At 72.8% G+C, this 19,268-nt stretch carries 14 protein-coding genes; 11 read left to right on the top strand and 3 right to left on the bottom strand.

The window, feature by feature from the left end; translation table 11 throughout:
* Window positions 1-164: 164 nt before the first annotated feature.
* Both IQ210_RS13995 and IQ210_RS13990 read left to right on the top strand, forming a co-directional pair.
* Window positions 165-1,292 carry a serine hydrolase domain-containing protein gene (locus IQ210_RS13995; RefSeq protein ID WP_194079542.1) on the top strand — a complete coding sequence of 376 codons (1,128 nt, stop codon included), beginning with the start codon at window positions 165-167 and terminating at the stop codon, window positions 1,290-1,292.
* Between the two features lie 66 nt (window positions 1,293-1,358).
* The gene (locus IQ210_RS13990) at window positions 1,359-2,903 is read left to right on the top strand and encodes a serine hydrolase (protein ID WP_194079306.1); all 1,545 of its coding nucleotides are present in this window, start codon (window positions 1,359-1,361) and stop codon (window positions 2,901-2,903) included.
* Window positions 2,904-2,916: 13 nt separating this feature from the next.
* Here the strand turns inward: IQ210_RS13990 and IQ210_RS13985 are convergent, their stop codons facing one another.
* The gene (locus tag IQ210_RS13985) at window positions 2,917-3,702 is read right to left on the bottom strand and encodes an AraC family transcriptional regulator (protein WP_194079305.1); all 786 of its coding nucleotides are present in this window, start codon (window positions 3,700-3,702) and stop codon (window positions 2,917-2,919) included.
* Window positions 3,703-3,772: 70 nt separating this feature from the next.
* Here IQ210_RS13985 and IQ210_RS13980 point away from each other — a divergent pair, with 70 nt between their 5' ends.
* Window positions 3,773-4,591, top strand: a complete 819-nt coding sequence (locus IQ210_RS13980) for a phytanoyl-CoA dioxygenase family protein (protein ID WP_194079304.1) — start codon at window positions 3,773-3,775, stop codon at window positions 4,589-4,591.
* Window positions 4,588-4,899 (top strand): hypothetical protein, encoded by a 312-nt coding sequence (locus IQ210_RS13975; RefSeq protein WP_194079303.1) that lies wholly within the window; start codon window positions 4,588-4,590, stop codon window positions 4,897-4,899. The genes IQ210_RS13980 and IQ210_RS13975 overlap by 4 nt, the downstream gene beginning before the upstream one ends.
* 15 nt (window positions 4,900-4,914) lie before the next feature.
* On the opposite strand, the gene IQ210_RS13970 is transcribed toward IQ210_RS13975, so the two are convergent.
* Window positions 4,915-7,761, bottom strand: a complete 2,847-nt coding sequence (locus IQ210_RS13970) for a LuxR family transcriptional regulator (protein ID WP_322656361.1) — start codon at window positions 7,759-7,761, stop codon at window positions 4,915-4,917.
* 111 nt (window positions 7,762-7,872) lie between these two features.
* Here IQ210_RS13970 and IQ210_RS13965 point away from each other — a divergent pair, with 111 nt between their 5' ends.
* From IQ210_RS13965 to IQ210_RS13940, 6 genes are all read left to right on the top strand, one after another.
* Entirely contained in the window at window positions 7,873-10,392 is a 2,520-nt protein-coding gene (locus IQ210_RS13965; protein ID WP_194079302.1) for a helix-turn-helix transcriptional regulator, read from the top strand.
* A 22-nt stretch (window positions 10,393-10,414) separates the two neighbouring features.
* Window positions 10,415-11,404 (top strand): alpha/beta hydrolase, encoded by a 990-nt coding sequence (locus IQ210_RS13960; RefSeq protein ID WP_194079301.1) that lies wholly within the window; start codon window positions 10,415-10,417, stop codon window positions 11,402-11,404.
* Between the two features lie 36 nt (window positions 11,405-11,440).
* Window positions 11,441-12,451: an AraC-like ligand-binding domain-containing protein gene (locus IQ210_RS13955; RefSeq protein ID WP_194079300.1), complete on the top strand. Its 1,011-nt coding sequence runs from the start codon at window positions 11,441-11,443 to the stop codon at window positions 12,449-12,451.
* Window positions 12,448-13,389 (top strand): helix-turn-helix domain-containing protein, encoded by a 942-nt coding sequence (locus IQ210_RS13950; protein WP_228047724.1) that lies wholly within the window; start codon window positions 12,448-12,450, stop codon window positions 13,387-13,389. The genes IQ210_RS13955 and IQ210_RS13950 overlap by 4 nt, the downstream gene beginning before the upstream one ends.
* Window positions 13,390-13,539: 150 nt before the next feature.
* Complete coding sequence (locus tag IQ210_RS13945; RefSeq protein WP_194079299.1) at window positions 13,540-14,508, top strand: alpha/beta hydrolase; 969 nt, start codon at window positions 13,540-13,542, stop codon at window positions 14,506-14,508.
* A 20-nt stretch (window positions 14,509-14,528) separates the two neighbouring features.
* On the top strand, window positions 14,529-15,245 hold the full coding sequence (locus tag IQ210_RS13940; protein ID WP_194079298.1) for an alpha/beta fold hydrolase: 717 nt from the start codon (window positions 14,529-14,531) through the stop codon (window positions 15,243-15,245).
* A 64-nt stretch (window positions 15,246-15,309) separates the two neighbouring features.
* On the opposite strand, the gene IQ210_RS13935 is transcribed toward IQ210_RS13940, so the two are convergent.
* Window positions 15,310-15,882 (bottom strand): DUF1062 domain-containing protein, encoded by a 573-nt coding sequence (locus IQ210_RS13935; protein WP_322656360.1) that lies wholly within the window; start codon window positions 15,880-15,882, stop codon window positions 15,310-15,312.
* Window positions 15,883-16,217: 335 nt separating this feature from the next.
* Here IQ210_RS13935 and IQ210_RS13930 point away from each other — a divergent pair, with 335 nt between their 5' ends.
* Window positions 16,218-19,229, top strand: a complete 3,012-nt coding sequence (locus IQ210_RS13930) for a glycosyl hydrolase (protein WP_194079297.1) — start codon at window positions 16,218-16,220, stop codon at window positions 19,227-19,229.
* The last annotated feature ends 39 nt before the right edge of the window (window positions 19,230-19,268 follow it).

The raw sequence follows: 19,268 nt of genomic DNA, 5'->3' as shown, positions 1-19,268 counted from the left end.
GACTCGTACGGTGGGCGCCCGTCCGGAGAACGCGCGCTCACGGCGCGGATGGTGACGTGACTGCCTCGCCCCAGACCTGGAAGAGGCACCGAGACGTGAGACGACGTATCCCCGCCCGCCGTGTCCTCGCCGCAGCGCTGCTCGTGGCGTCCTTGCTGACCCCGATGGCCGCGGCCCCCGCCACCGCCGCCGAGGCGCCCCGGAGCAGCGTGAGTGACGACTGTCCCCCGCACGCACTCGATCCGAAGCTGGTCTCGCGGCTGGACGCGGCCATCGAGAAGGTCCGCAGGCAGGCCGGCATCCCCGGTGTCGTCGCGGGGCTGTGGATGCCGGGCAAGGGCAGCTACGTCCGCGCCACCGGCGTCGCCGACACGGCCACGGGTCGGCCGATGAAGTCGGACGTGTTCGTGCGGATCGGCAGCGAGACCAAGACGTTCACGGTCACCGCGGTGCTCGAACTCGTCGACGACGGCCTGATCGGGCTCGACGACCCGATCTCCCGCTACGTCCACGGCGTGCCCCGGGGGCATCGGATCACGCTCCGCCACCTCGCCGAGATGCGCAGCGGTCTCTACCCCTACACCGCCGACGCGGGTTTCCAGCACGATCTGCTGAGCGACCCGACGCGGTTCTTCACCCCGCGCGAGGTTCTGTCGTACGGCTTCAAGCACAAGAACACCTTCGCGCCGGGCGAGAAGTTCGAGTACTCCAACACCAATCTCGTGCTCCTCGGGCTGGTGGTCGAGAAGGTCAGTGGGCGGCCACTGACGGACTTCCTGGAGGAGCGGGTGCTGCGCCCCGCCCGGCTGTCCCACACCCTGCTCCCCCGGGGCTTCGAGTTCCCCCGGCCGCACCCGCGTGGGTACACCAACCAGACGCTGACCGGTGAGGTCGCCGACAGCACGGACTGGAACCCCAGCTGGGCCTGGGCGGCCGGGGCGATGATCTCCGATCTGCACGACCTGCGGCGCTGGGCGAAGATCGTCGCCACCGGCACCCTGCTGCGGCCCGAGACCCAGGCGCAGCGGCTGAAGATGCTCCCCACCGGCTTCCCCGGCACCAAGTACGGCCTGGGCATCTTCGAGAGCGGCGGCTGGATCGGGCACAACGGGTCCATCCCGGGGTACGAGACGGTCACCGTCTACCTGCCCTCGAAGAGGGCCACCCTGGTGCTGATGATCAACACCGACATCCTCTCGGCGGGCCAGGAGCCTTCCTCCCTGCTCGCCCGGGCGATCACCGAGATCGTGACCCCGGAGAACGTCTACGCCCGGCCGATTCCCAGGACCTAGCAGGCCCCCGGCGGGGGTCGTCCGGCAGCGCGCGACAGACCGCGGCGGGGGTCTTTCAATGGAGGGGTGAGCACTCTTGGGTGGATCGCCGCGGCCGGGTTGTCGGCGCTGCTGGGCGCCGCCGCACCAGGACCCTCGCCGCCCCCTCCGCAGCCCCCGCCCCAGCTCGACGACGCGGAGGTGCAGCGGGCCGTCGACCAGCTGGACGGTGTGGTCGAGGCGGCCATGAAACGCACCGGGACGCCGGGAGTGGCCGTCGCCGTGGTGCACGACGGCAAGGTGATCCATCTCAAGGGCTACGGGGTCCGCAAGGCCGGCGAGAAGGCCGCCGTCGACGCCGACACCGTCTTCCAGCTGGCCTCCGTCTCGAAGCCGATCGCCTCCACCGTCGTCGCCGGCGCGGTCGGTGTGGACGGCTGGACCGAGCCCGTCGCCCCGAACCTGCCGGACTTCCGGCTGAAGGACCCGTGGGTCACCTCCCATGTGACGGTCGCCGACCTCTTCTCGCACCGCAGCGGTCTGCCCGACCACGCCGGGGATCTGCTGGAGGACCTCGGCTACGACCGCGACTACATCCTGTCCCACCTGCGCTACGAGCCACTGGCCCCGTTCCGCGCGAGCTACGCCTACACCAACTTCGGTCTGACGGCCGCCGCCCAGGCCGTCGCCGACGAGAAGGGCGTCTCCTGGGAGAAGCTCGCCGCCGACACCCTCTACAAGCCGGCCGGCATGGACTCCACCAGTTCCCGCTTCGAGGACTACGCGACGGCCGCGAACCGCGCCTGGGGCCACGTCAAGGACGCCGACGGCGACTGGAAGGCAGAGTCCGTTCGCGATCCCGACGCCCAGTCCCCAGCCGGCGGCGTCAGTTCCAGCGCCCGGGACATGGCGAGGTGGCTGCGGCTCCAGCTCGGCGAGGGGCAGCTGGACGGCAAGCAGGTCATCGACGCCGAGGCCCTGGAACGCACCCACTGGCCCGAGGCGGTCGCCAGTCCGCCCCACGCGGCGGCTGGCCGGACCGGCTTCTACGGCCTGGGCTGGAACGTGAGTTACGACGACGAGGGCCGCCTCAGGCTCTCGCACACCGGGGCGTTCGCGCTCGGCGCGCACACCAACGTCACGATGCTGCCCGGCGAGGAACTCGGCATCGTCGTCCTCACCAACAGCTCACCGGCCGGGGTCGCCGACGCCGTGGCCCTGGACTTCTTCGACATCGCGCAGACGGGGAAGGTCAGCCGCGACTGGATCCCGCTCGTGGACGCGCTGTACCAGCAGCAGGAGGACGAGGGGCGCTCGAAGACCGACTACGCGCATCCGCCCTCCGGTGCCGCGCCCGCGAAGGCGGCCGACACCTACACCGGCACATACGCGAGCGACTACTACGGGCGGGCGCGGGTCGTCGCCGACGCCAAGGGCCGTCTGACCCTCCAGCTGGGCCCGGAGCCCCAGTCGTACCGGCTCACGCATTACGAAGGTGACACGTTCAGCTTCGAGACGGCCGGTGAGAACGCGGTCGGCCGGACCGGGGTCACCTTCGATCCGGGCAAGAAGTCCTTCACCGTCGAGTACCTGGACGCCGAGGGGCTGGGCACCTTCACGCGGGCTGACTAGATGTGCCGGGCGGTCACCCGCTCGCCGCCTGTCGCACCGCTCGTGGTGAGGCGCCCAGTTCCTTGCGGCAGGTCTTGTTGAAGGCCTGGAGGTCGGAGATGCCGACGGCGGCCGCGATCGCCGGGATGGCCAGGGTGGAGGAGTTGAGGAGGTGCCGGGCGCGCTCCATGCGGCGGTGTCTGATGTAGCCGACGACCGTGTGTCCGGTGTCCTCGCGGAACAGCCGGGTGAGGTGGGTGTGCGAGACACCCGCGGCGCGGGCGACGGCCGGGATGGTCAGGGGTCCGGCCAGGTGTTCCTCGATGTGTGCCATGGCGGTCCGCAGCGCGGGGTGCCGGGGGCTCGGGCTGTTCTCCGCGGAGCCGGTCAGGGTGGTCGTGCGCCACAGCACGGTCCACAGTTCCGCCGAGGCGCGCAGCGGGGACTGCGTGATCGCCGCGACCGTCTGACGCAGCAGCCCGCTCAGCGCGGTCGCGTCGGCCCCGGTGTCCTGCATCGCCGGAAGCCGGCGCCGCTCCCCCTCGCCCGGCAGCCGAAAGTGGGCGTAGAGGTGCTCGCAGCGCGGGGTGTCGTAGTGGAAGTGCACCTCGGTGTCGGGCGGCACCAGGCTCAGATGACCGGGTCGGATCGGGTGGGAGACGCCGCCGAACTCCAAGGTGCCGGAGTAGCTGTAGAGGTGGAGCTGCCACAGCCTGGGCAGCCGGAACACCTCGTGGGGCCCGGCCGCCCCGTGCACGCCCACGCCCGCGTTCGCCACCTGGGGCGGGAGATCAAGGGCCAGCTCCACGTGTTGCCGCATGGTGGAAAATTACCAGCGGTCGTCGATTACGACCCATTGCAGGAGCGATGACCGATCCTAGGCTCGCCGTATGTCAACCACACCTCAGCTGCTGAGCAGCGTTCAGGTGGCGCGGTTCGTGGCGCACGGTTTCCTGCGTCTCGACGGCGTCGTGCCGGCGGAGATGAACGCGGAGGCGCTGGACGTCTTCGCCGCCGATCTGCCCGCAGTTCCGTACGGCACACCTGTGCCGAAGGCGTTCCCCGAGGGGGCGTTCGCCCGCAGGCTCGTCGAACTGCCCGCCGTCGCCGGGGCGTTGCAGAGCCTGGTCGGGCCTGGCCCGACCGTCGACCACCACTTCGTGCACACGCGTGAGCCGCACGAGGGCAGCGCACAGCCGCTGCACGCCGACGCCCTCATCGACGTACGCCCTGACGCCTTCGACGTGCAGCTCATGTACTACCCGCAGGACGTCACCGCGGACATGGGCGGGACCCTCGTCGTGCCGGGCAGCCATCTCCGCCGGATCAACGAGTCCGACACCGGCCGCTACCAGAACCTGCTCGGCCAGACCCGGCTGACCTGCTCCGCCGGCACGGTCATGCTGCTGCACCACGGCATCTGGCACGGTGGGCGGCGCAACGACAGTGACACCGTCCGCCACATGTACAAGATCCGCTTCAACCCGACCGTGCCGCAGGTGCGGTTGTGGGACGTGACGGATCTGAACTCCCCCGCCGTGTCGGAGGAGTTGGGGCGCACCTTCCCCTGGTACGAGCCCGCGACCGGCCGACTGGAGATCCACAACCGGATCCAGCTGTGGCGCGCTCTGAGCGGAGACTCCGGCTTCGACATCGACCACTGGGCCACCCGTATCGCCAACCGGCCCGCCCTGAGGAGCCAGTCATGACCATCGCGGAGCACGAGACGACCCGGACTCCCGCGGGCGTCACCCGCCAGCAGGTCCTCGTCCTGTACCTGTCCACGTCCGCCCTCGACTCACAGGTGGTCGGCTGGGCCCGCTACGACGGCACCGGCACCACCCGTCCCACCACCGGCGACAGCGACGAACCGCCGTACGCCACCGGCGTCGCCGCCCTGGAGGACGGCTGGCGGCTCTTCCAGGCCGCCCAGCTCATCCCGCCCTATCCGGGCGCGGAGCACGAAACCTCTTTCCTCAAGCACGAGTTCTTCTTCGAGAAGCTCGTCCAGCTGTGAGGCGCTGAGGAATTGTCAGTCCGAGTCGGGCAACCGGCCGAGGGCGTCCCGCAGTTGAGCGCGGGCGGTGACGCCGAGCTTGGGGAAGATCTTGTGCAGGTGGTAGCCGACCGTGCGCGGGGAGAGATAGAGCCGGGCGCCGATGTCACGGTTGGTCAGGCCCTCCGCCGCCAGCCGGGCGATCTGCAACTCCTGCGGGGTCAGGTCGGCCACGGCGTCGGCGTCGGCGGGCGTCAAGGTCACGCCCGCCGCGCGGAGTTCGGCGGCGGCCCGCTCGGTCCAGGGGCGCGCGTCCAGTCGTACGAAGGTGTCGTGGGCGGCGGTCAGATGAAGACGGGCCTCCGCGGTGCGTCGGCGGCGGCGCAGCCACTCCGCGAAATCCAGGCGCGCTAGGGCTAGTTCGAAGGGCCAGCGGGCTGCCGCCGGGTCCTCGGTCGCCGCGCGGAAGTGGGGTTCGGCGTCCTCGGGTTCGCTCAGCAGGGCCGAGGCGCGGTGCACGATCGCGGCCAGCCGGGCGGAGCGCGGCTGTTCGAGGGTGCGCCGCACGGCGTCGAGCACGGCCCGGGCGTCGTCCGCCCGACCTGCGCGGACGGCTGCGGCGGCGAGATCGGCGAGGTGGTAGAGGGAGGCGTGGTAGTGGACGGGGGCGGGGCGGGCCTCGTCGGTGAAGGTGGCGCGGAGCTGGCCGTACGCCGTCTCGTGGTCGCCCTCCGCCGTCGCCGCGAGGGCGAGCGCGTGGCGGTGACGCACGTACAGGCTGCGGGAGGTACGCAGGTCCCGGCCGCGGATCGCGTCCGCCACCTGGGCCCGCGCGCCGACGTGGTCGCCGCGGGCGGCGCGCAGGGTGGCCCGGAGGATCGGTGAGCCGACGGCGACGTTGTCCGCGCCCGCCTCCGTCGCCATCCAGAAGGCCTCTTCGGCGGCGGCCTGCGCCGCGTCCCAGGAGCCGCTCTCGAAGTGCGCCAGGGCCAGGGCCTGGGCGACGGTGCAGTTGGCGCCGGCGGTGGCGGCGCTGCGCAGGTGGTCGCGGGCGCGGCCGAGGAGACGTACGGCCTCCTCGGTCTCGTCCAGGATCCAGGCCGCGCCGCCGAGGGTGACGAGTCCGGGCAGGGTGCGCTCCGAGTCGTCGGGCAGGGTGTCGACGGCAGCGGTGAGGTGCTTCAGCTGCTGCGGCCGGTCGGTGAACGGCTGGGTCGCCGCCCGGGTCCAGACGCGATCGGTACCGTCCGGCTGCGGTGCGACGAGGCCGTCGATGCGCTGGATGTCGTGCCGGTGGCGGGGGTCGCCGGAGTTGTACGCGGGCGTCGCCGCCGTGCCCAGGGCGCTCAGGGCGAGGGCCGGTGCGGGCGTGGCCATGGACTCCGCGACGGGGATCAGGAAGGCCAGGGCGTCGTCGTGGCGCAGGGTGACGGCGAGGGACCAGCCCGCCCGCAGGGAAGCCTCGGCGAGGAGTTGGGGGTCGTCGGTCAGCGTGGTGACGCGGCCCGCGATCTCTCCGACCCATTGCGGGTGCCCCGCGTACATGGCGGACTCGGCCGCGGCGAGCAGACGGCGGGCGCGTTCGCCCGGGTCGGGGGTGAGTTCGGCGGCGCGTTCCATGGCGGTCGCCGCGGCGGCGTGTCCGCCCCGGTGGCGGAAGCGGCGGGCGCTCTCGGCGAGGGCGTTTGCGATCTCCTCGTCGGGGCCGAGGGCGGCCGCGGCGAGATGCCAGGCGCGGCGGTCGGGTTCGTGGGCGAGCGCGGCGGCGAGGGTGAGGTGGGCCGCACGGCGTTCGGTGAAGGTGGCCGCCTGGTGGACGGCGGAGCGGACCAGCGGGTGCCGCAACCGCACCTGGCCGCCCTCGACCCGGACCAGTCCCGCCTGCTCGGCCGGTGCCCAGACTTCTGGGTCACCTGCGTCGGGCACGTCCGAGAGTTGGGCGGTGCCCGCGGCCGCCGCCAGGAGCAGGGCTCGTCGCGTGGCAGTCGGCAGGGCGGGCAGGTCTGCGGCGAACAGGTTCTCCAGACGGGCGGTCAGCGGCAGGGTGTCGGCGGCACCGAGGGCGCGGTCGGTCACGGGCGGGGCGCCGCCCGGGTCGCGGGCGAAGGCGCGGGTGAGCTCGATGAGGGCGAGGGGATTCCCGGCCGCCTCCGCGAGGATGCGGGAGCGCATCCGGCCCGTCGGGGGCTGCGGCTGAGCGTCCAGCAGCCGGCCGGCCGCGGCCCGGTCCAGCGGGCCGGCGGTCAGATGCGGGAAGTCGCGGTCGAAGCGTGCCGGTACCGCCGCCTCGCGGGCGGCGAGCAGCAGGACCGCGGGTTCCCCGTCGAGGCGCCGGGCGGCGAAGGCGAGGACGTCCAGGGAGCCGACGTCCAGCCACTGGGCGTCGTCGACGGCGATCAGCAGCGGCTGCCGCGCCGCCGCGTCCAGCAGGAGCGCCAGCATCGCGGCCCTGATGGTCAACGGGTCCGGCGCCGCCGCTCCGCCGGCCGGGTCCATGCCGAGCGCGTGGCGCAGGGCGTCGCGCTGGTGCGCGGGCAGCCGGTCGACGCCGCCGAGGACGGGGCGCAGCAGCTGGTGCACCCCGGCGAAGCCGAGGTCCTGCTCGCCTTCGCAGCCCCGTACCCGCAGGACCCGCCGACCACGCTCCCTGGCCTGCGCCGCGGCCCGGTCGATCAGGGCGCTCTTGCCCGCTCCCGGCTCACCGGTCAGCACCAGCACACGGGGGCCGTCACCGTCCGCCGCGTCGATCAGGCGGGCGATCCGTGACAGTTCGCGCTCCCGGCCGAGCAGTGCGGGTCCGTCCTCCTGCCCGGCTCCGAAGTCGTCGAAGCCGCTGATCCCACCGAAGTCCATGAAGTCCCGTTCCCGCCCGCCACCGCTCACGCCCCATCCTGCCAGGCCGCCCGCGTACGACCGGTCACATGACAGAAGCGCGGCCCGCCACCTCGCTGACAGCCTGCGATCACCGGGCAGGACACAGAGACGGGAGCGGCGGTGGGCTGGGAAGCGGACGTCGACCGGCTCCTGACGCGTGCCGACGTACCGCGGTCCCTGCTGGTGCTGGGGGAACCCGGCAGCGGCAAGACCCGGACGCTGCGGATCGCCTTGCGGAGGGCCGCGGCACAGGGGGCACGTGTGCTCACGGCGCGTGCCTGTCCGTCGGAGGCGCGGGAGCCGTACGCCTGCCTGCACCAGCTCCTGCTGCCGGTCCGGGACGAGTGCGAGGCGCTGGCGGAGGGCGAACGCCGGGTGGTGCAGGCCCTGTTCACGCCATACGACGGCCTGCCGCGGCAACGGAACCTGTCCTCCGCGGTCCTGGCGCTGCTGACCCGTCTCGCGAAGGCGGGTCCGGTGCTGCTGGCGGTCGACGATCTCCAGGACTGCGACCGCGACTCCGCGGCCGTGCTGTCCTTCGTGGCCCGGCGCCTCACCGGCCAAGCGGTGACCGCGCTGTTCACGGCGTGCGGAGACACGCCGCCTCCCGGCCTCCCCGCTGACATCGCCGTACGGTCACTGCGTCCCCTGACCCCGAAGGCGGCGGCCCGGCTGCTGGACGCGCAGCCCGGTGCGCCGACTGGGCGGGCCAGGCTGGAGCTGCTTCGGCAGGCGGCCGGGAATCCACTGGCGATCATCGAGCTCAGCCGTGCAGCGGATCGACCCGGGCGCATCCCGCGCGCGGTCGCCGAGCCTCTCGACGCACTGCCGGAGGACACCCGGCGCGCCCTGCTGTACGCGGCCCTCGCCGAACCGCAGGAGGAACTCGCCACCCTGATGGCCGCGTTGGGCACCGACGACCTGCGGGTGTGGGCGCCGGCCGAGACGGCCGGACTGGTCAGGCTGGCCGATGACCGCGTCGTCTTCCGCAACGCGCTGACGCGCCTCGCGGCCCTGCACCGGCAGCCGGCGAAACTGCGCCAGCAGGCCTGCCGGGGCCTGGCCGCCCGGTCCGTCCACCGCGCCGGGTATCTGGCCTCGGCGGCCATCGGCCCTGACGAAACGGTGGCGGCGGCGCTGGAAGAGGCCGCCGCCCGGGCCGACCGCTTCACCGCGGCCCGTGCCCTGGAGCGGGCCGCGCAACTGAGCCCCCACGCCTCCGACCGCGCCCGCCGCCTCGCCGCCGCCCTCACCGCCGCGAGCGACCTCGGCGACCCCGCATGGGTGCGCGAACTGTACGCGGCACTGGCACAACCGGGGTCGGGCGCCGCGGTCTGCGCCCTCAGCGGGGCGCTGTCGTTGCAGTCGTACCAGCGTGAGGCGTTCGACCTGTTGATGGGGGCCGTAGGGCTGACGGACGACGCCCCGATGCTCTTGGTCCTCGCGACCGCCATCGCCCGTCAGTCCGGGCTACCGGAGCACTGGCGGGAGGTGGAGCGGCTGCGCGGCGTGAAGGCCGACGACGTCCTCGCGTCCCTGAGCACACCGGAGTCGAGCCGACCGGCCCAGCTCCTCGCGGCGGCCTCGCTCGCCCACCACACCGACGAGTCCGACCTGTGCGCGGAGCAGTACCGCCAGGCGGGCGAACTGCTGCGCGCCCAGGGCGCTTTGGGTCCGCTGGCCTGGGCCCTGCCGGACCAGGTGGACGCCCTGCTGGGTCTCGGGCGGTGGGCGGAGGCCGAGTCCCTGATCGAGGAGGGTCTCGACCACGCCGCCGTCCACCGCTGGACCCGTGTCGAACTGGACCTCCAGGCCCTGCGCACCACTTTGCACGCACTGCGCGGCGAGAGCGTCCCGGGCACCGCCTTCACCGGCCCTGCCTGGCGCTCCGTCAGCCTGTACGAGAACCGGGCCACCCATGCCCGGATGCTGCGGGCCTGCGGTCTGACCGCTCTCGCCCTCGGGGACGCGGAGGGCGCCTTCCGGCAGCTGCGGACGCTGTTCGCGGACGACGGCGATCCCCTGGACCCCTTCCTCTCGCCCCGGTGCGTCGCCGAACTCGCCGTCGCCGCGCACCGCACGGGCCGGCACCGGGAGGCGGCCCATGTCCTGGCCCGGGTCCGGCACCGTCAGGGCGACCGCCCGACGACCCGGATGACGCTGCTCATGCATCACGCGGCGGCCCTGGTCGACGAGGACGCGGACCCCGAGCACCACTTCCAGCTGGCGGTGGTCAATCCCGAGGCGGCCACCTGGCCGCTGGAACGGGCCCTGGCCCGGCTGGACCTCGCCCGCTGGCTGCGCCGACGCAGGCGGCCACTGGAGGCGCGCGCCCAGCTGACCGTCGTACTGGAGACAGCCGTCCGGCTCGGTGCCCGGCAACTGGCCGAGTCGGCGCGCGCCGAGCTGCGCGCGAGCGGGGTGGCCGAGACGCCCGCGGCGGAGCATCCGCTGGCCGAACTCACCGCCCAGCAACGGCAGATCGTCCGATTGGCCGCGAAGGGGCTGTCGAACCGGGAGATCGGCGAACAGCTCTTCCTGTCGCCGCGTACGGTGGGCTCGCACCTCTACAACGTCTATCCCAAACTGGGCGTCAGCAGCCGCCATCAGCTGCGTGATCTCCTCGTGTGCGAGAAGTGACCGGGCGAGAGGCGGACATCGCATGGAGCCGGACGGGCAGCACCCGTCCCCGCTGGTTCTGGAGCCCCTGGCGCAGCGCCTGCTCGACGCGTCCTCGGCGCCGCCGTACCTCCACGAGCTGTCCCCGACCGCCGGCCGTCAGGCCCTGCGGGAGTCCCAGGCCCGGCGGATCGAGGACTTCGCGGTGGACGCCGTGTTCCAGGTGGCGCCCGTGGGGCCGTCCGGGCTGGTGGGGTTCTGGCTGTTCCGGCCCGCCGGCACCCGGGGGCCGTTGCCCGCCCTGCTCTACACCCACGGCGGCCGGTGGATGCTGGGCGACGCGCACACGCACGCGCGGCTGATCAGCGACCTCGTGGTCGGTGCGGGGGTGGCCGCCGTCGTCCCCGAGTACAGCCGCACCCCGGAGGCGCGCTACCCGGTGGCCGTCGAGGAGTGCTACGCCCTGCTGTCCTGGATGGCCCGTCACGCCGCCGAACTGGGGCTGGACGCGGGCCGGTTGGCGGTGGCCGGGGACTGCGCCGGCGCCACGCTGGCCATCGCGCTCACCTTGCTGGCGAAGTCACGCGGCGGCCCGCGCCTCAGCGCCCAGCTGCTCTTTTACCCGATCACCGACGCCCGTTGCGCCAGCGCCTCCCAACGGCAGTTCGCCGAGGGGTACTTGCTCACCCGGCAGGCCCTGCGCGCCTATTGGCGCCACTACAGCGACGATCCCCGGCACCTGGCCGAGCCGACCGCGTCCCCGGCGCGGGCGAGTTCCGCCCAACTGGCGGGGCTGCCACCGGCGTTGGTGATCACGGCGGAGGCGGACGTGACGCGCGACGAGGCGGAGCAGTACGCGCGACGGCTGCGCGGGGCGGGCGTCGAGGTGACCGCTGTCCGCTATCTGGGCACGGTCCACGACTTCGTCTCCCTCACCGCTCTGCGCGACAGCCCCTCGACCCGGGCGGCCGTGCGGCAGGGCGCCGCCTTCCTGCGCGCCCGGCTCGGCGGCGCGAACCAGTCGACCGACTGATGCCTGGGGTGCCCGGCTCCAGGCAGGCTGACGGGTATGTCAGCCTTCTACGATTCCTTCACGGAAGACGACTGCGCGGCGCGGGGGCGCGGCCAGGTGTTCTGCACCCGTTCGGTGCCGCCCCGCGAGAGCCTGGAGTTCTGGCACGACGCGGTGTTCGCCACGCTGGTGGGGATGGACATCCGTACGGAGGGCGGGACGTACGACGCCACGATGCGCACGGACCGCCTGGGCGACCTGCGGATCACGACCGTCGACTGCGATCCGGGCGAGGTGCACCGGGACGCGCGCCGCGTCGCCCGCGGGGACGGCACCGAGGTGTTCGTCGCGGTCCAGGCCAGCGGCACGGCCCAGGTCGAGCAGGACGGCCGCTACACCGAACTGCGGCCCGGTGACATCGCGTTCTTCGAGACCGTACGCCCGTACCGCACGCGTTTCCCGCAGCGGTTCCAGCTGAAGATCTTCGCCGTGCCCCGCCGTCTCCTCGGCCAGCCGGAGGAGGCTCTCGGACGGATCACGGCACAGGCCGTCCGCCCGCGAGGCGGGCTCGCCGCGCTGCTGTCGCCGTTCATGTCACGCCTCGCGGACACCTCGGAGTCCTATTCCGGGCCGGTGGCCGACCGGATCGCCGAGAGCGCCGTCGGCCTGCTGGCCGCGACCGCCGCCGAGCAGCTGGGCGAGGAACCGGCCGAACTGCCCGGCGCCGAGCGGGTGCTGCTGCTGCGCGTCCAGCGGTACGTCCGCTGGAACCTGGCGGACCCCGCCCTCACACCCGCGGTCATCGCCCGGGCCCACGGCATCTCGGTGCGCTATCTGCACCGGCTGTTCGAGCAGGAGGGCACGACGGTCGGCCGCTGGATCCGCGGGCTGCGGCTCCAGGAGTGCCGCAGGGAACTGACCGACGCCGCCGGGCTGGGCGGGGTCGCCCGGCGCTGGGGATTCAGCGGCACCGCGCACTTCGCCCGGGCGTTCCGCCGCGAGTACGGCACCTCGCCCACCGACTGGCTGCTCGCCGAACGCGACCGCCGCTGCCTGGAGGCGTCTTGAGAGCGCCTGCGTGCGGGCAGCGGTCCTTCTCGCGCGCGTACGGCGACGTCGAACTGGTCACCCGTAGCGACCCGGCGTCCTGGCGGGGCTCCCTGAGGCTGCTGCACCTGGGCGTGCTCCAGGTCGCGAGCGAGGAGACGGACGCCGTGGAGGTCGTACGGACCATGCGGGACACCGCCGCGGACGGCCGCATGCACCTGTTCGCCCGCCTCCAACTGGAGGGCACCGCCCTGGTGTTCCAGGACGGCCGCCGCGCACGCCTGCGCCCGGGGAGCCTGGTCTTCTACGACGCCGGCCGGCCGTTCAGCGTGGTGCTGCCGGAGGCACAGCGGGCGCGGGTCCTGATGGTCCCCCGCCCGCTGCTGAGGCTGGGCGAGGCGGAGCTCCGCCGGATCACCGCGAAGGTCGTCGACGACACACCCGACAGGCCGGCCGCGCTGCTGCTGCCGCTGCTGGACGGGCTGGTCCGCGAGATCGACGCGGTCGCCCCGGCCGCCCGCGAGGGGCTCGCGCGGGCCGTCGCGGACCTCCTCGCGGCCTTGGCCGCCGACCGGTCCACCGGCACGGAGGCGGCCGGCGCGGGGCCGTCGGCCGCGACCGGGCAGGCCGCGATGCTGGACCGCATCAAGGCCACCATCGACGCGCGCCTGGCGGAACCCGAGCTCTCCCCCGGCGTGCTCGCGGCGGAGCACGGCATCTCGCTGCGCTATCTGCACAAGCTCTTCCAGGAGCAGGGCACCACGGTCGGCGGGTGGATCCGCCGACGTCGGCTGGAGGCGTGCCGAGCCGAACTCGCCCGCCCCTCGGGAGCCGACCGCACGATCGCCGCAGTGGCGGCCCGCTGGGGGTTCGCCAGCCCCACCCACTTCAGCCACGCCTTCCGCAAGGCGTACGGGGTGTCGCCTGCGCAGTTCCGGGAGCAGCGGCCCAGTGGCTGATCCAGTTCGCCGCCCACCACAGGGGCCGACGCCTGCTGTGCGCTGCCGGACCGGCACCGGTGCACTGGTGAGCAACCGGTCCCGGCCTCGCCGTTCTAGCGTCCTCACCGAGGCGCCCGCACAGCGCATTCCAAGACCGAGGAGAACCCCATGTCCGACGCCGTCGAGCCGGTCCAGCCGGTGCTGGAGCCCGCCGCCCAGGCCTTCGCCGAGGCGACCGCCAACCCGCCGTACCTCTTCGATCTCGGCCCCGTGGAGGGCCGTAAGACGGTCGACGAGGTGCAGTCCGGGGACATCGCCAAGCCCGCCGTCGACGAGGAGTGGATCACCGTCTCCGGCGGCCCCACCGGCAGCGTCCGCGCCCGCATCGTCAAGCCCGAAGGCGCCACCGGAAGCCTTCCGGTCGTGGTGTACATCCATGGCGCCGGCTGGGTGTTCGGCAACGCCCACACCCACGACCGCCTGGTGCGCGAACTCGCCGTCGGCGCCAACGCCGCGGTCGTCTTCCCCGAGTACGACCTCTCGCCCGAGGCCCGCTACCCCGTCGCCATCGAGCAGAACTACGCCGTCGCCAAGTGGGTCGTGGAGCAGGGCGCCGGCAAGGGCTTGGACGCCTCCCGGATCGCGGTGGCCGGGGACTCCGTCGGCGGCAACATGGCTGCCGCGCTGACCCTGATGGCCAAGCAGCGCGGGGACCTCCCCCTGGTGCAGCAGGTGCTGTTCTACCCGGTCACCGACGCCAGCTTCGACACCCCCTCCTACCACCAGTTCGCAGAGGGCTACTTCCTGCGCCGGGACGCCATGCAGTGGTTCTGGGACCAGTACACGACCGACGAGGCCGAGCGCGCCCAGATCACCGCCTCCCCGCTGCGCGCCGGCACCGAGCAGCTGACCGGTCTGCCCCCGGCGCTGGTCATCACCGGCGAGGCCGACGTCCTGCGTGACGAGGGCGAGGCCTACGCGGGCAAGCTCCGCCAGGCCGGCGTCCCCGTCACCGCCGTGCGCTACCAGGGCATCATCCACGACTTCGTCATGCTCAACGCCCTGCGCGAGACCCACGCCGCCGAAGCCGCCATCAACCAGGCCGTCACCACCCTGCGCACCGCGCTGCACGGCTGACCCGAGAAGGAGAACCGCTCATGTCCACCACTCCCACCGTCGTCCTCGTGCACGGCGCCTTCGCGGACGCCGGCAGCTGGTCCGGGGTGATCGAGGAGCTCCAGGGTCACGGCATCCCCGTGATCGCGCCGCCCAACCCACTGCGCGGCCTCGCCTCGGACTCCGCCTACATCGCCTCGGTCGCCTCCCAGATCGACGGCCCGGTCGTCCTCGTCGGCCACTCCTACGGCGGTGCGCTCATCACCGTCGCCGGTGTCACGGAGAACGTCGTCGGTCTGGTCTACGTGGCCGCCTACGTCCTCGAAGAGGGCGAGAGCCTGGGCGAGTTGCAGGGGCGCTTCCCGCTCTCGCCGCTCGTCAGCAACCTCAAGGAGTGGACCTACCCGGTCCCGGGCGCCGACCCGGGTGTCGAGGTGACCATCGCCGAGGGTGCCTTCCCGTCGGTGTTCGCCGCCGACGTGCCCGCGGACGTCACCAAGGTGCTCGCCGCGGCCCAACGCCCGCTGGCCGCCTCGGCGTTCGAGGAGACCGCGCCCGTGGCCGCGTGGAAGACCAAGCCGTCCTGGGCGCTCGTGGCCGGCGCGGACGAGGCGATCAACCCTGAGGTCGAGCGCTTCGGCGCCAAGCGGGCCGGGGCCACGATCGTCGAACTGGACGGCGCCTCGCACGCGGTGGCGGTCTCCCGTCCCAAGGAGGTCGCCGACCTCATCCGTGAGGCGGTGCGCGCGACGAGCTGACAAGCCCCGAGCGGCCGGACATCATCGCGATGTCCGGCCGCGCCGTCTCAGAGGTGACAGGTGGTCAACGCTTCAACGCTGCAACGCTGCAACGCTTCAGCGTGAACGTGAAGTCGCCCGAGACCTTGCCGCTCAGCCGGACCGCCGAGACCAGCTTTCCGTCCGCGATCAGGCGCTCGACCTCGGCCCGTGAGAGACCGCAGGCTTCGGCGATCAGTCGCACCGGCCGGACCGGAATCCGCGCCGCGAAGCGGACCGACACGTCGATCACCTCGCACTCCAGGTGATCCGATCCGCCGGTGTCGAGACGCCAGGCGTCGTCCCAGTCGAGGGCGATGCGGTTACGGCGCCGCACGACCGGGTCCTGGAGCAACTCGGCTGCCAAGCCAGGGTCGTTGGTGTGCATCCGGTCCAGCAGGTCGGGCCGGACGGAACGGACGTTCATCCGCTCCCAGACGGTGAGTTTCGCCGTGTCGCCGCACCCGGCGCAGAGCACGAGGAGCCAGGCGTCGAGGCGTTTGTGGTTGGCGTTCACACGGAATTTGCCGTTCGCCCGGAAGCGCGGGGACGCGCACGCGTGGCAGCGGCGCAGGACGGTCGGCAGGCAAGTGGGCATGACGACCCAGGTGTTGAGCACAGGGATACACCGGTTTCAGTGAGAAGTCCGCAGCAAGAAGCAGCGCGGCGCACAGGTGCGACGCGCGACAGTTCAGCTCTCGGGGGGTCTCACACGGTGTACAACGGCACGTCCTTTGCCAGGCGACTCGGTCCGGCAGCACCGTAAGGCCGGGCCGTGACGCCGATCCACTGGTTTTCCGAGTCGGCTGCACCGTGCACGGATCTTGACGCCGGGCGGACGGCGAGATTAGCGTCCCAGCGTTTACGAGCTATTGAATCGTTTCAATCCCTCGTTTCAACTGCTCGTTTCCACCACTGGTTCCATCACTGGTCTCAATCACTCTGGGGCGAAAAATGCACAAGCCCATTCCGCAGCGTGGCGGGATATCCCGGCGCACCGTGCTGGCCGCTTCGCTGGCCGCGGGTGCGGCCACGGCGCTCACCGCGACGGGCACGACGAGCGCCGGCGCCGCTCCCCTGACCGGCCCTCAGCAGCTGTCCGCCGACTGGTTCGCCACCGCCCCGCGCGCCGTGCGCCCCAAGTTCCGCTGGTGGTGGCCGGACGGGCTGGTCGACCCGGCGGAGATCGCCCGTGAGATCGACCAGATCGCCGACGCCGGCTTCGGCGGGGCCGAGATCTCCGCCGTCCACCACAGCATCAAGGACAAGTCCGTCCTCGACACCGCGCACCATGGCTGGGGCAGCCCTGCCTGGCGCGAAGGCGTCGAGGCCGCCCTGCGGCAGGCCGCGCGCCGGGGCCTGACCGTCGACCTCACCCTCGGCCCCAGCTGGCCCGTCGCCGTCCCCGGTGTCACCCCCGACGACGAGGCGGCCGCCCAGGAACTCGCCTACGGCCGCGTCTCCGTGGCCGCCGGCACCACCTACCAGGGCCCCGTGCCCGAGCCCGTTCGCGCCGCCGCGAGCGGGGTCACCTCGCGCACTCTGCTCGCCGTCCAGGCGGCCCCCGTCGCGCCCGCCAACTCGACCCGCAAGGAGACCGGCCTCGACCTCGCCGGCCTCCAGGACCTCACCTCCACCGTCGAGAACGGAACCCTGACCTGGACCGCCCCGGCCGGGAGCGACTGGGTGCTGATCTCCTACTGGCAGCGCAGCACCGCCCAACAGCCCGAGTCCGGCCCGCACTCCGCCCCGGCCGCCTATGTCGTCGACCACTTCAGCCCCGCCGGCACCGCCGCCGTCACCGGCTTCTGGGAGGGTTCCGTGCTGACCGGCACGGTGCGCCGGCTCCTCAAGGCGGCGGGCGGCGCGTTCTTCGAGGACTCCATCGAGCTGGAGACAGACTCCCTGGTGTGGACGTCGGCGCTGCCCCAGGCCTTCGAGGAGCGCACCGGCCGCCCGCTGCTGCCGTACCTGCCCGCCCTGGTCCTCGACAAGAGCAACCAGGTCTTCGCCTTCGAGGCCCAGCTCACCCGGCAGATCCGCCACGACTTCTGGGAGACCGTCTCCCACCTGTTCAACACCCACCACGTCACCGCGCTGCGGGACTGGGCCCATTCCCTCGGCATGGAACTGCGGTCGCAGCCCTACGGCCTCCAGACCGACGCCATCGCCTCGGCCGCGCTCCTCGACATCCCCGAGGGCGAGTCGCTCGGCTTCAAGAACCTCGACGACTACCGCTGCCTCGCGGGCGGCCGGGACATGGCCGGGCACACCGTCCTGTCCTGCGAGTCGGGCGCCTACAACGGCTCGGCGTACAGCACGACCTGGGACCGGTTCCTGCGGACCACGGGCGGCGCCTACGCGGCCGGTGTCAACCAGACGGTCGTGCACGGCTTCTCGTACGCCACCGCCCCGGGCGTGAGCTGGCCGGGCTTCGCCGCGTTCAGCCCGTACAACGGCGCCGCCGGCTACGGCGAGTCGTGGGGTCCGAGACAGCCCACCTGGCGGCACGCCGAGGACATCGCGGGCTATCTCGGCCGAGTGCACCGGGTTCTGCGGACCGGCGCCCCGCAGGTCGACGTCGCCGTCTTCCGGCAGACCGGCTACACCGCCACCGGCATCGGCGCGTCCTGGTTCACCTCGACGGGTGTCCCGCTCGGCTGGACCCACCAGTTCCTCAGCGGCCCCCTGCTCGACCTGCCGAGCGCCCGCGTCGAGGACGGCCGACTGGCCCCCGACGGGCCCGCCTACAAGGCCCTGTTCGTGGAGGGCGACTTCTTCTACTCCTCCACCCCGACGCTGGCCCTCGCCGATGCCCGCAAGCTGCTGCGCCTGGCCCGGGCCGGGCTGCCCATGGTCCTGCTCGGCGCCTTCGACCAGGCGCTCACGCCCGGCGTGCCCGACCAGGACGAGACGGCCCGGCTGCGCGAGGTCCTCGCGAGCCTCCTCGCCCTGCCCCACGTCAAGGCCGTCACCGACAAGACCGCCGTCGGCGACGCCCTCACGGCCCTCGGTGTCACCCCCGACGCCCGGTACGCCACCGCCTCCACGCTCCTCAACTTCCACCGCGTCATCGGCGACACCGACCTGTACTACCTCTGCAACGGCAAGCACGCCGAGACGGTCAAGCCGCCCGTCGCCGCCATCGACCACGCCATCACCCTGCGCCCGACCAGGCGCGGCACGACCGTCCCGTACCGGCTCGACCCGTGGACGGGCGAGGTGACCCGTATCGGCCGCTACACCGAGGACGACGACGGCATCACCCTGCGCGTCACCCTCGACCCCGGACAGGCCACGGTCATCGCCCTGGGCCGCCCGGGCCTGTTCGGGGACCGCAACGGCGCCCGGCGGCACGCCGTGGACAGCGACGCCGACAGCGTGCTGTTCACCGACCGCGGCCTGGCCGTCCGCGCCTCGGCCGCCGGCACCTACACGACCCGGCTCTCCCAGGGTCGTACGGTCACCAGCACACTCCCCGCGGTACCGGCGCCCGTGACGCTGGACAGTTGGCGGCTCGACGTCGAGGACTGGTACCCCGGCTCCACACCGACCGACACCGACATCGTCCGGCGCACGCTCACCCTCGACGCGCTGCTGCCCTGGTCGCAGATCCCGGAACTCGCCGACTCCGCCGGCATCGGCCGCTACCGCACCACCGTGTCCCTGCCCGCCGACTGGTCCGCGTCCCACGGCGCCCTGCTCGAACTGGGCGTGGTCAGCGACACCTTCCGGGTCACGGTCAACGGCGTCCAGCTGGCCCCTGCCGACCGGCTCCACCCGGTCGTCGATCTCGGCGGACGCCTGCGACCCGGCACCAACGTGATCGAGGTGGAGGTGGCAACGCCGCTCATCAACCGGCTCCGGGTCAGTCAGCCGGCCGTGTTCGGGGCGGGCGCCCGACAGGCGTACGGCCTCTCCGGGCCCGTTCGTCTGGTGCCCTACGTCCAGGATCTGGTGGACTGACGGGGCGCCGGCAGGCAGCAGCGTCACGGGCTCCTCGCC

This window comes from Streptomyces justiciae (assembly GCF_015163075.1).
In the GTDB taxonomy this organism is placed as follows: Bacteria; Actinomycetota; Actinomycetes; order Streptomycetales; family Streptomycetaceae; genus Streptomyces; species Streptomyces justiciae.
The sequence above is the reverse complement of the archived record's forward strand: the minus strand, read 5'-3'. Positions and strand labels throughout refer to the sequence as shown.